This is a genomic window from Sphingomonas sp. OK281 (assembly GCF_900115295.1).
In the GTDB taxonomy this organism is placed as follows: Bacteria; Pseudomonadota; Alphaproteobacteria; order Sphingomonadales; family Sphingomonadaceae; genus Sphingomonas.
This window is the reverse complement of record NZ_FOVZ01000001.1, coordinates 1,320,121-1,333,761: the sequence shown is the minus strand read 5'-3', so window position 1 is coordinate 1,333,761 and position 13,641 is coordinate 1,320,121. Positions and strand designations below refer to the sequence as shown.

11 protein-coding genes are annotated in these 13,641 nt (G+C 63.4%); 9 read left to right on the top strand and 2 right to left on the bottom strand.

Features of this window, described 5'->3' with window-relative positions:
* The first annotated feature begins 59 nt into the window (after positions 1 to 59).
* From BM244_RS05850 to BM244_RS05825, 6 genes are read left to right on the top strand one after another with little or no spacing between them, the layout of a single operon-like run.
* Positions 60 to 827: a DUF4129 domain-containing protein gene (locus BM244_RS05850; protein ID WP_254784283.1), complete on the top strand. Its 768-nt coding sequence runs from the start codon at positions 60 to 62 to the stop codon at positions 825 to 827.
* On the top strand, positions 824 to 2,038 hold the full coding sequence (locus tag BM244_RS05845; RefSeq protein WP_175518081.1) for a hypothetical protein: 1,215 nt from the start codon (positions 824 to 826) through the stop codon (positions 2,036 to 2,038). The genes BM244_RS05850 and BM244_RS05845 overlap by 4 nt, the downstream gene beginning before the upstream one ends.
* Complete coding sequence (locus BM244_RS05840; RefSeq protein ID WP_093397941.1) at positions 2,035 to 2,991, top strand: AAA family ATPase; 957 nt, start codon at positions 2,035 to 2,037, stop codon at positions 2,989 to 2,991. The genes BM244_RS05845 and BM244_RS05840 overlap by 4 nt, the downstream gene beginning before the upstream one ends.
* A complete protein-coding gene (locus BM244_RS05835; protein WP_093397940.1) occupies positions 2,988 to 4,298 on the top strand; it encodes a DUF58 domain-containing protein in 1,311 nt (436 codons plus the stop codon). The genes BM244_RS05840 and BM244_RS05835 overlap by 4 nt, the downstream gene beginning before the upstream one ends.
* Positions 4,295 to 5,317, top strand: a complete 1,023-nt coding sequence (locus BM244_RS05830) for a stage II sporulation protein M (RefSeq protein WP_093397939.1) — start codon at positions 4,295 to 4,297, stop codon at positions 5,315 to 5,317. The genes BM244_RS05835 and BM244_RS05830 overlap by 4 nt, the downstream gene beginning before the upstream one ends.
* Entirely contained in the window at positions 5,295 to 6,158 is an 864-nt protein-coding gene (locus BM244_RS05825; RefSeq protein ID WP_093397938.1) for an RDD family protein, read from the top strand. The genes BM244_RS05830 and BM244_RS05825 overlap by 23 nt, the downstream gene beginning before the upstream one ends.
* A 64-nt stretch (positions 6,159 to 6,222) precedes the next feature.
* Here BM244_RS05825 and BM244_RS05820 read toward each other — a convergent pair whose 3' ends face one another.
* Complete coding sequence (locus BM244_RS05820) at positions 6,223 to 7,098, bottom strand: AraC family transcriptional regulator (protein WP_093397937.1); 876 nt, start codon at positions 7,096 to 7,098, stop codon at positions 6,223 to 6,225.
* Between the two features lie 128 nt (positions 7,099 to 7,226).
* Between BM244_RS05820 and BM244_RS05815 the strand changes: the two genes are divergently transcribed.
* Positions 7,227 to 7,973 (top strand): SDR family oxidoreductase, encoded by a 747-nt coding sequence (locus BM244_RS05815; protein WP_093397936.1) that lies wholly within the window; start codon positions 7,227 to 7,229, stop codon positions 7,971 to 7,973.
* Between the two features lie 1,033 nt (positions 7,974 to 9,006).
* Here the strand turns inward: BM244_RS05815 and BM244_RS05810 are convergent.
* Positions 9,007 to 9,750 (bottom strand): SDR family NAD(P)-dependent oxidoreductase, encoded by a 744-nt coding sequence (locus tag BM244_RS05810; RefSeq protein ID WP_093397935.1) that lies wholly within the window; start codon positions 9,748 to 9,750, stop codon positions 9,007 to 9,009.
* A gap of 86 nt (positions 9,751 to 9,836) precedes the next feature.
* On the opposite strand from BM244_RS05810, the gene BM244_RS05805 reads away from it, so the two are divergent.
* On the top strand, positions 9,837 to 10,388 hold the full coding sequence (locus BM244_RS05805) for a TetR/AcrR family transcriptional regulator (protein ID WP_217649087.1): 552 nt from the start codon (positions 9,837 to 9,839) through the stop codon (positions 10,386 to 10,388).
* Positions 10,389 to 10,938: 550 nt separating this feature from the next.
* Positions 10,939 to 13,632, top strand: a complete 2,694-nt coding sequence (locus BM244_RS05800; RefSeq protein ID WP_175518079.1) for a TonB-dependent receptor plug domain-containing protein — start codon at positions 10,939 to 10,941, stop codon at positions 13,630 to 13,632.
* Positions 13,633 to 13,641 lie beyond the last annotated feature (9 nt).

Here is a 13,641-nt window from a genome sequence, read left to right as displayed (position 1 = left end):
GATGATGGTGGCAAGCGAACTATCCGCTGTCCAGTCGATCCTGTCGCACGAATGGCGGATTGCACCGGTGGCCGATCCGGCTAAGTCTCAGTTCGGGAACAGCGGCGGATCGCTGGGAGGGTGCCATCGGGTTTTCAGGACATGATCCAGCGGCGGCGGCCGATCGGCTGGCTGCGGCCCATGCCGCCTTGCGTGCCGACCCGTCGATCCAGTTCACTCTGACCCGCCCGCCGGTGCCACCCGAGCCACCGGAATGGCTGAAGACGCTGGGACGCTGGCTCGCCGACCTGTTCAGGCCGATCGGGCGGCTGTTGCGGTGGATTTCGAACCTCATGCCCGACGCGCCCTATGCGCGGATCCTGCTGTGGACCCTATTGGTGGGTATCGCGGCGGCAGTGGTCTGGATGGTCGTCGAGCGCATCCGGTCGGGCGAATGGCGTCTTCCCGCGCGACGGCGGCCCGCCAGCCCGACGTCGGACGTCGATCAGGACGATTGGATGCCCGATGCGGCGCCGGCCCGGGCATGGTTGCGCGAGGCGGACCGGCTCGCTGGGGAGGGCAGTCATGCCGAGGCCATCCACTATCTGCTGTTCCATGCGATCGACGACATCGCTCAGCGTCGTCCGGCGCTGCGACGACCGTCGTTGACTAGCCGCGAACTCGCGTCGGCGCCGCTGTTGCCGGCGGCGGTCCGTCCGTTGTTCGCGAGCATCGCCGTGCTGGTCGAGCGCAGCGTGTTCGGCGGACGCCTGGTTACGGACGCGGACTGGCAGACGGCTCGCACGGCTTATGCCGACCTGGCACTGCCCAAGCGGTGGCACGCGTGAGCGAGGTGGGAGTCAGCCGTACGGGGAGTGCGGACCGGGTATTCGCCCCCCTGACGGTGGCCCTGCTGCTGATCATCGGCCTGATCGGTTTCGCTGGCTCGCTGCTGTTGGGGGCCTATGCGCCCGATCTGAACTCGGGGCGGAATGCCGGTTCGCATGCCCTGTCCAACGCTGCGACCGGATATGCCGGTATCGTCGAACTGGCGCGTGCGACCGGGCGCCACCCCCGGGTGCTCCGGGCGGAGGATGGCTGGAAGACCGAAGACCTAGTCATCGCGACGCCGGAGCATGGCGCGGTTGCCATGGGCAAGTTCATGGCGGCGCGACGCGGCCGGGCGACGCTGATCGTGCTGCCGAAATGGGCGACGATCGCGGATGACCAGACGAGCGGCTGGGTGGACGTCGGCGGACTGCTGCCGGCGTTCGACCCCGCCGGCGTCCTCGCCCCTGCGACGGTGCTGAAGGTGACCCGCCGACCGAGCGGCGCGCGCCCGCTGCACCCGGTCCGCTGGGCACCGTCGTCGCTCGCGGTGTCGGCGCCGCGGCCGTTGCGGGCGGTCACCTCGGCGGCGCTGATACCGCTGATCACCGACGATGTGGGGCGGATCGTGTTGGGGCAAATCCGTCGCACCAGTACGTACGTCCTTACGGACCCCGACCTGCTCAACAATCACGGCATTCGTCGGCTGGATCATGCCCGCGCGGCGCTGGACCTGCTCGATTTCGTCAATTCTACCGGCGCGCGCGGCATCGCGTTCGACGTGACGCTGAACGGGCTGGGTCTGGCACGCAGCCCGTTGAAGCTCGCCTTCGAACCGCCGTTCCTCGCGATGACGCTGGCGATCGTCGCGGCGCTGGCGCTGGTCGGATGGCAGGCGCTGGTCCGCTTCGGTGCGGCCCGACCGCGCACGCGGGCGATCGCGTTCGGCAAGACCGCGTTGATCGACAACAGCGCGATGATCGTCCGCAAGGCGGGGCGCGAAGGGATGCTGGGCGGGCGCTATGCCGTGGTGATCCGCGAGCGCGCGCGGACGATCTTCGGCGTTCCCGTTGGACTGACGGACGACGAAGCCGATCGCTATCTCGACAATCTCGGGGGGACAACGCGGTTCAGCACGCTGGTTGCCGACGCGGGTAACGCCGAGCATCGCGCCGACATGCTAGCCGCAGCGCAGGCGCTGTACCGATGGCAACAGGAGAAGACACAGTGACGGTAGAAGAGGTTCAGGCACTCGGGCAGGCGATACGCGCCGAGATCGGCAAGGCCGTGATCGGCCACGACGCCACCGTCGACCTGCTGCTGGTCGCACTGTTCGCCGGCGGGCATATCCTGCTGGAAGGGCCGCCGGGTACGGCCAAGACGTTGCTCGCCCACGCGTTTGCAAAAGCGATCGGGCTGGACTTCGGTCGTATCCAGTTCACGCCGGACCTGATGCCGGGCGATATCATCGGCGCGAATTTGTTCAACTTCCAGACGTCGACGTTCACGCTCACGCGGGGCCCGATCTTCACCGAATTGCTGCTGGCGGACGAGATCAACCGCACCTCGCCCAAGACGCAGGCGGCATTGCTCGAGGCGATGCAGGAGCGCACCGTCACGATCGACGGCGAGAGCCTGGCGCTGAGCAATCGCTTCACCGTCGTCGCGACGCAGAACCCGATCGAACAGCAAGGCGTGTATCCGCTGCCCGAGGCGCAGCTCGACCGGTTCCTGTTCAAGCAGGCCGTGTCCTATCCGACCGCGGAGGAGGAACGCCGGATCGTTGCGGACCATGGCGCGCGGTCGACCGCGATGTCGCCTGCGGACTGGGGCGTCGAGGCGCGCGCCGACGCGGCGACGATCGATGCGGCGGTCAAGGCGGTCGCGAATGTGCGGCTGGTGGACGAGGTCATCGACTATATCGTCGCACTGGTCCGCGGCACGCGGGGCGTGGCCGACCTGGAAAGCGGTGCTTCGCCAAGGGCGGGTGCGATGCTGGCCGGGGCCGCGCGGGCACGGGCGGCATTGGACGGCCGCGACTTCGTTATTCCGGACGACGTCAAGGCACTGGCGCCCGCATTGCTGCGCCACCGGTTGATCCTGTCGCCCGCGGCGGAGATCGGCGGGCGGGCGATCGAGGACGTCGTCGCGCAGATCATCGAGACGATCGAGGCGCCACGTTGATCTATCCGACCCGCATGGCAGTGCTGGCGGCGGCGATCGGCGTGCCGGTCACGCTGCTGGTTGCGATGCTGTTTCCGGCGACCTGGTATGCGGGGCTAGGCTGGCCGCTCGCCGTGCTCACGCTCGTGTTCGCCGATGCGGTGCTCGGCCGTGCAGGGACGAGTGCCATGCTGGTGCTGCCGCGGTCGGCGGCGGTCGGTGTTACCCTGACAGTGCCGATCACGATCGAGGTCGATGCACGTCGAGCTGTAAGCGCGGTGCAGGTGGCGCTGGCGCCCGACCCCTTGCTGGCGTTTGCCGATGCCGCGCCGCTGGACGTCGCGCTGGAGGCGGGTCGGGGAACCGGCACGATCGTGCTGACGCCATTGCGGCGCGGAACGGCGCGGCTCGGTACGATCTGGGTGCGCTGGGCGGGACCGCTTGGTCTGACGTGGCGTCAGGCGCGGATCGACGGGGACCGGAAACTGCCGATCCTGCCCGATATCGAGGCGGTGCGTCGGCAGGGCGCGGAGATGTTCCAGCGCCATGCGGTGCAGGGTCTGTTGGCGCAAAGCGACCGCGGCGACGGTACCGACTTCGACGCGCTGGTCGAGTTCCGATCGGGCGTGGACCGGCGCGCGATCGACTGGAAACAGTCCGCTCGGCATATGAAGCTCTATGCCAAGGAATACCGGACCGAACGCAACAGCCAGATCGTCTTCGCGGTCGACTCCGGCCGGCAGATGTCGGAACCGGTCGGCGGCATCCCGCGTGTCGATCGCGCGGTATCGGCGGCGCTGCTGACCGGGTGGCTTGCCCTGAAGCTGGGTGATCGGGTCGCGCTCCATGCGTTCGATTCCCGTCCGCGCATAGCCGGCGGCTTCATCGGCGGGGCGAGCGCCTTTACCGAGCTTCAGCACCTCGCCGCCGGCATCGACTATAGTGGCGACGAGACCAACTACACCTTTGCACTGACCACTCTGGCTGCGCGGCTGACGCGGCGATCGATGATCGTGCTGTTCACCGAATTCACCGATCCGATTTCCGCCGACTTCATGGTCCAGGCGGTCGCACGCCTGCGCAAGACCCATCTCGTGCTGATCGTCGTCCTGCGCGACGACGAACTGGAGACGATCGTCGACCGTGCGCCCGAACGGGCCGCCGACGTGACCCGCGCGGTGACGGCGGCGGCATTGCTCCGCGATCGGCGGCTGGTGCTGCTGCGGCTGCGCCGGCTGGGCGTCCACGTCATCGAGAGCCCGTACGACCAAGTCGCCGAGCGGTTGGTCGAAGGCTATATCGACCTCAAGCGTAGGAGCCTGTTGTGAGCGCGTTCGTCGATATCGCAGCGCCGCTGCTCAACGCCAGCCGCTTCCGCGCCGCGCATGAGGTGGACTGGAATCGGTTGGAGTACCTCCTCACGCGGATCGAGAAGCGCTCGGTCCGTGTGCTGTCCGACGACGATCTGCTGGCCCTGCCGCTGCTATACCGGTCCACGCTGTCGTCCTTGTCGGTCGCGCGTGAGACGTCGCTCGATCGGGCGCTGATCGCATATCTCGAGCAATTGTGCGCACGCGCCTACTTCCAGCTCTACGGTGTCTCGGATTCGGCGTGGAGAGACCTGGCGCGGTTCTTCACCAAGGGGTGGCCGAGTGCGGTTGCCTCCCTGTGGCGCGAGACGCTGGTCATGGCGTTCCTGACGCTCGCGGGCGCAGTCGCGGCCTATATGCTCGTCCGTGCCGATCCGTCCTGGTATTCAGGGATCGTACCCCAGGGACTGGCGGGCGGCCGCGATCCCGGTGCGTCGGTGGAATCGCTGCGTGCGACGCTGTACCATAGCAAAGACGACGGGCTGGGCGTCTTCGCGAGCTTCCTGTTCGGCCATAACGCACAGATCGCGATCTTCGCCTTCGCACTCGGGTTCGCCTTCGTCGTGCCGACCGCTCTGCTGATCTTCTACAACGGGCTGATGCTGGGCGCGATGATCGCGGTGTTCGCCGGCAAGGGGCTGGGCCCGAACTTCCTGGCCTGGCTGGCGATCCACGGCACGACCGAATTGTTCGCGGTCATGATCGCCGGTGCGGCCGGGATGCGGATCGGCACCGCCATCGCCTTTCCCGGCAGGCAGGAACGGATGGAAGCGGTGGTCGCCGCCGGTCGCACCGCCGCGGTTGCCACGGCGGGCGTCGTGCTGATGCTCGCAGTCGCGGCGATCCTCGAGGGCGTCGGTCGTCAGGTCGTGACCGGCGACGTGACGCGCGTAATCATCGGCGCGGCGATGCTCGCGGCGTGGCTGCTCTATTATTATGGCATCGGGAGGCGTCATGCGTACCGCTCGCCGGACTAGGGCGCCCGTTGCCCGGCGCCGCAGCTTCGTCACGCCCGAGGGTGTCGACCTGCAGCTCGAACTGGGCGGGGCGGGCACGCGCGCTGCGGCGTTTCTGATCGACTTAGTGCTCATGCTGATCGCGCTGGTCGCGGTGACCGCTGCGCTGTTCGCGCTCGATCAGGCCACTCGGGCTGACATCGCCAAGATTCTCTGGCTGATCGGTGCATTCGTGTTGCGCAACGGTTGGTTCGTGCTGTTCGAGATGGGCGGTCGCGGCGCGACGCCGGGCAAGCGGCTGATGAAACTGCGCGTCGTCGCGCGCGATGGTGCGAGGCTGACCGCAGGCGCGGTGCTGGCGCGCAACGCGATGCGCGAGATCGAGGTGTTCCTGCCGCTCTCCTTCCTCGGCGCGCAGGCGGCGGCGGGAACCGCTGATGCGTTCCTGACCATCTTCGCCTTGCTGTGGACCGGCATCTTCCTGTTCTTCCCGCTGTTCAACCGCGACCGGTTGCGCATCGGCGATTTGGTCGCGGGAACCTGGGTGGTGCAGACCGCCGTCCGAACACTCGCTCCCGATCTGACGCCGGCCACCGATCGACCTCGCCGCGTCTTCTCCGATACGGCGTTGGCGCTGTACGGCATCTACGAATTGCAGGCGCTCGAAGACGTGATCCGTGGCGGCGACGACCTCGCCCGTATCACCGTCGCCGCGGCGATCCGGCGTAAGGCGGGCATCGCCGATGATAACGACGATGACGGTTTTCTCGCCGATTACTACGCCGCGCTCTGCGCCAGGCTGGAGGGCGGGCTGCTGGTAGGCCGACGCCGGCTCGACAAGCTCAGCGCCGTAACGCGGTAGAGCAGGCGAGACTGCGCAATCAGCCAGGCCGTTCGCGCGCATACAGGGAAGCTAGGATTGCCGATCAATCCAACCGGCGCGTTCGAATGTCCTGCATCGGCGGTGTGCCGAACATTCGCCGGTACTCCCGGCTGAATTGAGACACGCTCTGGTAACCGACCGAGAAGGCGGCCGAGCTCGCACTCGTCGGTTCGTTCAGGAGCAACCGTCTTGCTTCGTAGAGTCGAAGCGTCTTTTGATATTGGAGTGGAGCCATGCCGGTCGCGGCCTTGAACCCCCGATGAAAGGCGGAGCAGCTCATGCTGACCGTCCGCGCTATGTCCTCCACCCTGAGAGACAAGGAGTAGTGTTCTGCAATCAGGGCAAGCGCCTTTCTGATCTGCGATGTTCCGGGGTCGGCGGTCGTGATCTGCCGCAGGACCGCACCTTGCGGGCCACGCAAGAGGCGATACAGGATTTCTCGCTCCAGCAGCGGAGCCATGATCCCAACCTCCTCGGACCGGTCGATCAGCTGTAGCATCCGGCTCCAGGCATCAAGCAGATCGCGGTCAGCACGATCGACGGCGAACCCTTTCCGCTCAGCTCGGTGTATAGGATCAGGCATGTTGATAGTAAGACTGGAGACGATCTCGGTTTCGATGGCGAGACTGATCGCGAGATAGGGTCGATTTGCACTCGCCTCTGTGATTTTTCCCAGCACCGGGAGATCAAGAGCCGCGGTAAAGGTGTGCCCAGCGCGATAGGTCAGTATCTCATCCCCGATCGACAGCTGCTTTTCGCCCTGCAATATCAGGCTGACAACCGGACGATAGGTTTCCGGCAGCAGGTCGATGCACCGGCTGACCTTGTACAGCCCGACATTCGGCATGGGGGTGGCCGTGAGGCCTTCCTCGCTTTTGCGCGCGACCGTGGCCGCCAGCTCGGCGATAACTTGATCCATGGCTCACACATGTCAGGCCGAACGCCATCGATCAACGGTTTGCCAGAAATAGGCAAAGATCGGGCAGGATCGGGTGCGTCGAACGTACGGCACCACTCTATCTGCAGCCTGACACGCATGGAGGCAGCATGAACACCGTAGGGAACACCATTTTCATCACCGGAGGAAGCTCCGGCATCGGTCAGGCTCTGGCGCATCGTTGGCACGATCTGGGCAACACAGTCATCGTCGCGGGTCGTCGGTGCAGCGCGTTGCAGGAAACGATCGAAGGTCGACCCAGCATGGCGTTCTACGAGTTGGACATCACCGATCCCGACGCGATCGCCACCGTCGCCCGGCGACTGATCGCAGAGCATCCGGACCTCAATGTGCTAGTCAATTGCGCCGGGATTTCAGGGGTGGAGGATCCCACGATCGCCCGCGACCTTTCGCGCACCGAAAGGATGATCGAAACCAATCTTCTGGGGCCGATCCGGATGGTCGACGCGCTCGTCGAGCATCTGAAGGATCGTCCGGCAGCGGCCATCGTCATGGTGTCCTCGGGCACCGGTTTCGTACCATATCCCGGTGCCCCGACCTATTCGGCCAGTAAGGCGGCGCTGCATTCCTACACAGTGTCGTTGCGCGCCCGTCTGCGAAATGTGCCGCAGGTGATCGAGATCATCCCCCCGCAAGTGGCGACCGACCTGCTGGAAGGACTGAAGGACTCCCCATTCAGCGTTCCGCTCGCGAAATTTGCCGACGACGTGATGGCGCAACTCATCGCGCACCCGTCCGCGGACGAGATCGTCGTTGACGAAGTGAAGCCCTTCCGCTTCGCCGAACGGGACGGAAAGGTCGACGAGATTGTGCGCGATATGTTGGCTGGCACCTGAGCTTGGGGGAGGACTGTCGCTGACCTCCGTTGACCTTCGATCGTACCCCCGCAGCGGACCTGAACAAACGACCGAATGTGGGTCTGGCCGGCAGCCGTGGGCAGGGGCCCGTTCGCCCAATGTCGGTCGTTCAGCCGTATATGTACGGTCCTGAATCCCGCCATTCTAGCCGCCAAGGGCGTTTCCCTTTTTCCCATGTCCGGTAGACAATTTCGGGAAAGTTAGATCGGGAACAGATTTCGGGAAAGTGGCCCGTTCAGCGGTCGTGGCAACAACATCAATCTCCGCTTTCCCGTTTAACCTTCCTTTTCGGGAAAACGGATCGGTAGCAAGCGGCCAATTGCTGACAATCGCTCTTAGTGTACAGCCGTAGGAAAGGATTGGAGTGGCAGGCAATGTTCGGAAGCTGGATTACCGTATTCGCTGCTACGACCCTCGTTGCGGGGTCCAGCGGATCAGGGCCTTCCATTGATAGGGCGTCATCTACGATATGTGCATCTGGCTCCCCCCGAGATCAAATCCAGGTCCGCGTATTCCCAATCACCATTCAACGCCGCGTCTTTCCATCGCCTGATGAAATCATTGATCATGGAGGTAGCGCCTCGATGGTTCGACAATTCTGGCGCGTGGCGATGGCCGGCATTTGTGATCCGAATTTGCCAGAAGCTGATGCAAGCTCAGCGAGATTTGAGGCTCGGATCGTCGTCTTTGTAGAAGGCGAAAGGAATCGTAGCCCCCTTCTCCTAGAGTATCCAGACTGGCAGGATACCCCTGCGCCGGTCCGGGCGAGACTTAATGGAAGAACCGTTTTGGTGCCGGCAACGGTCGTTCGCAAACTGCTCGACTATTCTAGAGAAGGTTGGCGAGACTGACTTCGTAAAGTGGTCGCCCGCCTTCTTCCTAGCCCGGACATTCCCAAAATTCGATCCTTTTCGAGAAGGGCGAGACTTGCAAAAAGCGCCGACACCCGGACGTCCGGGTGGGCAATCGCATTCCTAAAAAACGCACGTCCGTTCAGCACGATAATTCCCGGTCAGACCGCGGCGACCCCGCCATCCACGAAGAGCTCATGACCCGCGACGAAGCCGCTTTCTCTCGACGCCAGGAACAGGACGGCACTCGCGACATCTTCGAGGCGCCCCAGGCGCCCCAGTGGAACCCCCTTGATTACCTCTTCTTCAGCGCCCGGTGTCGCGTCGAAATAGTCCCGGATAAGACGCGTTTCGGTGCCCCCCGGCGAAACGACGTTCACGCGGATGCCGCGTTCCTTTAGATCGATGGTCCAGCTGCGTGCAAAGGAGCGAACCGCCGCCTTGCTGGCATTGTAGAGTGACTGGCCCGGATACGCCTTGGATCCAGCGATCGAACCATTGAGGACGATCACGCCCCCTTGCGTCATCAGCGGCAGTGCCTTCTGCACGGTGAACAGCAGACCCTTCACGTTGAGGTCGAACGTCGAATCAAAATCGCTTTCTTCGATCGATTCGAGCGGAAGTGGCTGGTGCATCCCGGCATTGGCGAACACGATATCGACCTTGCCGTGGTCACGCTCGACAGTCTCGTAGAGCGTCGTAAGGTCGGCGAGGTTCGTGACGTCGCCTCGTACGCCGATCGCACCGTGACCGATCTGGATAACCGCCTGATCCAGCAACGTCTGTCGCCGCGCGGTAATGTACACGTGAGCACCCTCTTGCGCGAAGCGCTGCGCGGATGCCAACCCGATGCCGTCACTACCGCCGGTGATTACCACGACCTTGTGTTCGAACCGCTTCGTCATGACATCGAACTTTCAAGCAAGTGGAGGATTGCTCCACTTCCGATATGGAGGCATCCTCCACTTGGCAAGGCAAAGAAGGAATAATCTTGGTTGAGGCTGGCTTACGTGCCGACGCGGAAAGAAACCGCCAACGCATCCTCGTCGCGGCAGAGGAAGCGTTTCTAGAGCGAGGGGCAGGCGTATCGCTCGAGGAGGTGGCCAAGCGAGCGAAGGTTGGCATCGGCACACTCTATCGCCGCTTCCCCACGCGAGAAGCGCTCTTGGCGGCCACCAGCGACGAGCGGTTTACGTCGGTCGCGGAGACGAGCCGTGCGCGAGATGGGGATGGTGATCCCGGAGGCGCGATGCGCCAGTTCCTTGAGGATCTCGCGATGAACACGAGCGTCTATCAAAGCCTTGCTGCTTCGTTAGGGACTGTCATCCAACACGGGACGCCCGGCTGTAACGCGATCACCGCGGAAGGGCAGCGACTGCTTCAACGCGCTCAGGAGGCTGGTATCGTTCGTGGCGACGCCAGCTTCGACGACATCATCTGTGTGGTGAGCGCGATAGCGATCGCGGTCGAAAAAGACAGCGCTCCAAGGCCGCGCATTGCTCATCTGGTAGACCTGCTCCTCAACGGCATGCGCGTGCGTTGACAAGTCCGGTCGCCTGCATGGCCGAATATTCGGATCTGGATAGCGATCAGCGCAGACATGAATGAGTGTCTGGAGTTGGCAGGCGGGGAGGGCGCGCGAATGTCCGGGTATGGGGCCGATCAAGCGGCTCACACCATCGGTTCAACTCATTCGGCAGCCGAATTCCTTGATCCCTCAAACCCAAGACAGGTTTCGACATCAACTCGCCTCTAAGCGCTGCTTCCCGGAAAAAGCAGCGAACGAAGCCCCAGGCAAAGTTTCGCCAAACCGACGTTATTACCACCTTTATCTCACAATGCGGGATGATGATGCAGGTGATGAAAATAACGCTTGCGCAGTTTGAAGGCTCAGGTTAGGCCAAGCTCAGATAGCAAAGACTGTCGTGCTAAATCGCGTTTAGCCAAACATCGGGGAGCGATGCTGTATGAGATGCATTACCTAGACAAGTTGGCTCGCCGAATGGTTTGAGCACTTCCAGTTTCATTACTGAAAAAAATAATACTTCCGCGACGCAGGGATCTGCGCGTGTTCCGAAGACGAGGGGATGTACATGAATACGCGGAAACTGATGGCTACGCTCCTGGCGACTAGCGGTATGGCAATTGCCGTGCCGGCGTTTGCGCAGACTCAGCAGGATGTCCCGGTCAGTGGACCGTCGGTCGACGCGGCACCATCGGCTTCCGCCGCTGATGCGCAGCAAGTCGGTCCCCAGGAGGCTTCCATGCCTGCCGAAGAGGCTGCCGACATCATTGTCACCGGGTCTAGCATTCGCGGTGTCGCGCCCACCGGTTCTTCGCTCGTCAGCGTTACCCGTGCCGACATTGTCGCGACCGGTGCCAGCACGACGACCGAACTACTCCGTACGGTCCCCCAGCTGGGCAGCTTTGGGGGAAGCGGCGCAAACAACGGCCAAAACTCCGCCAATTTCGTCGATCAGCCTGCCATTCACGGCGTCGGCGTGGGCAACGGTGGCGGTGGGCTGACGCTCGTTCTCGTCGACGGACTGCGACTGCCGGGTGCCGGCATCAACCAGACCGCGCCCGACCCCAGTGCCATCCCGCCATCCGCGATCGAGCGTGTCGAGGTCGTGGCGGATGGCGCTTCGTCGATCTACGGTTCGGATGCTGTGGCGGGCGTCGTCAACTTCATCCTGCGCAAGAATGTAGACGGCGTGGAGACGGCAGGACGGGTAGGGTTCGGAGACGGCTACCGCACCTATAATGGCAGCATTCTTGCGGGCAAGAAGTGGGATACGGGCTCGATCCTCGCCGACTACGAATATTCGCAGAACACGTCGGTCAACGGCACCGAGCGCGATTATTTCGGCATGAAGACCTTGTCGACGCTGTGCAGCCCGGCAAACGTTACCGTCAATGGCGTGGTCTACGGTCTGTCTGCGACAGGCGCTCGCGCCGGTGTGCCGAACCAGTGCGACATCAACAAAGCGAACGACCTGTATCCCGCGCAGCATCGTCATCAAGGCCTTGTGTCGATCCGGCAAGAACTGGGCAGCGGGATCGAAGTACATGCACGTACGCTCTACTCTGCACGTGAACTGCGCTCGCGCCAGGCGATCTCCGGCGGTAACGTAGCAAGCGGCGGTTTGAACCTGACGGTGACGGGCGGCCCATTCTATAATGCCGTTGTCGCTTCCGGCGTACCTGCCGGCCCTCAGCAAGTGACGTACAACCCGTCGAACGATCTGGGCGCGACTGTCAAGAACCGCATCTCCACAGAGACATGGTCGACGACCGCAGGCATCGGCGCCGATCTCGGTGGCGGTTGGCGCGGCGCGATCGATCTGAACTACGGACGTGAACGCGACGACATCACGCAGCGCGGTATCGATCAGGCGTTGCTCACCAGTCTTGTGACCGCGGGCACTTACAATCCCTACGGTGTCGGTGCCGCCAACGACCCGGCGCTGGTGCAGCGGGTGGGCAACTACCGCACGCGCTATTTCGGCCAGCAGGAGGTGAAGGAAGCGATCGCGAAGGTCGATGGATCGCTTTTCTCGCTCCCAGGCGGCGCAGTGAAGGCGGCGGTCGGTGGCAGCCTTCGTGAGGAGCGCTTCTACGCGAATACCGATACCGGCCCCGATGGTGGCGCGATCCAGACCGAGGCGCTCGGCAAGCGAAAGAGCTATTCGGCTTATGGCGAATTGTTCGTACCGATCTTCGGCGAGGCGAACGCGACGACCGCGTTCCAGGCGCTCGATGTCTCGCTCTCGGCGCGCTACGATCATTACGATGACGTCGGCGGAACGACGAACCCCAAGATCGGCGTGAATTGGACGCCCGTGCGCGGCCTGGTGCTGCATGGCAGCTACGGCACATCTTTCCACGCGCCGAGCCTTGCCGATGCGGGCACGGCTATCGACACCCGCGTTATCCGCTTCGCGGACTTCACCGGTTCGACCGCGCCCGGCGCGTACTCGATCATTCTGGCGGGCGGGAACAAGCTCGAGCCCGAGACTGCGACGACGTGGTCGTTGGGTGCCGATTTCAAGCCGGCATTCCTGCCTGGCTTCAAGCTCACGGCGACCTATTTCAACATCGACTATAAGAACGTGATCACCTTCCCGGGCTTCAATCCGGTCAGCGAGCCCAACAATCCGCTGTTCGATCCCTATCGCACCTACGCGCCGAGCGTTGCGCAGGTCTTGGCTGCGACCAACGGTATCAGGCATGACGGTCTGTCCTATCCGGACGTCGCCGCGCTGCCGACCGCGATCTACGATCTACGTCGCCAGAACTTCGCGCGCCAGAAGATCGACGGGCTCGACTTTGACGTCGGATATGCGCGCAGCACGTCGGCCGGAGACTTCAACGTCGGCGCTTCGGGTACGTGGCTTTGGGGTTTCGATCAGCAGATCAACGGTAGCGACGTCGTCACGAGCCGCTTGCGGACCGGCTATGCGATCAACTTCAAGGCTCGCGGACGGGTCGCCTATGCAAACGGCCCCGTCGATGGCGCAATCTTCGTCAACTACATCAACAAGTACCGCAACGTCGTCGATAATAGCCGGGTAAAGGCCAATACGACGGTCGATCTTCATCTTGGTCTGAAACTGCCGCTGGGCAACATCGTCGAGGACCCGCAGATCACGGTCGATGTCACCAACCTCTTCGACAAGGACCCACCGTTTTTCTACGACGCCAGCACGTCTGCCTACGGGTTCGATCCAGCGAACGCATCGGCGCTCGGCCGGGTCGTTTCGGTCGGGCTGCGCGGAAAGTTCTAAAGCTCTCCC

Coding starts and splice junctions, on each gene's coding strand:
- BM244_RS05825 (WP_093397938.1), top strand. CDS start 5,295: ATGCGTACCGCTCGCCGGACTAGGGCGCCCGTTGCCCGGCGCCGCAGC.
- BM244_RS05820 (WP_093397937.1), bottom strand. CDS start 7,098: ATGGATCAAGTTATCGCCGAGCTGGCGGCCACGGTCGCGCGCAAAAGC.
- BM244_RS05815 (WP_093397936.1), top strand. CDS start 7,227: ATGAACACCGTAGGGAACACCATTTTCATCACCGGAGGAAGCTCCGGC.
- BM244_RS05810 (WP_093397935.1), bottom strand. CDS start 9,750: ATGACGAAGCGGTTCGAACACAAGGTCGTGGTAATCACCGGCGGTAGT.
- BM244_RS05800 (WP_175518079.1), top strand. CDS start 10,939: ATGAATACGCGGAAACTGATGGCTACGCTCCTGGCGACTAGCGGTATG.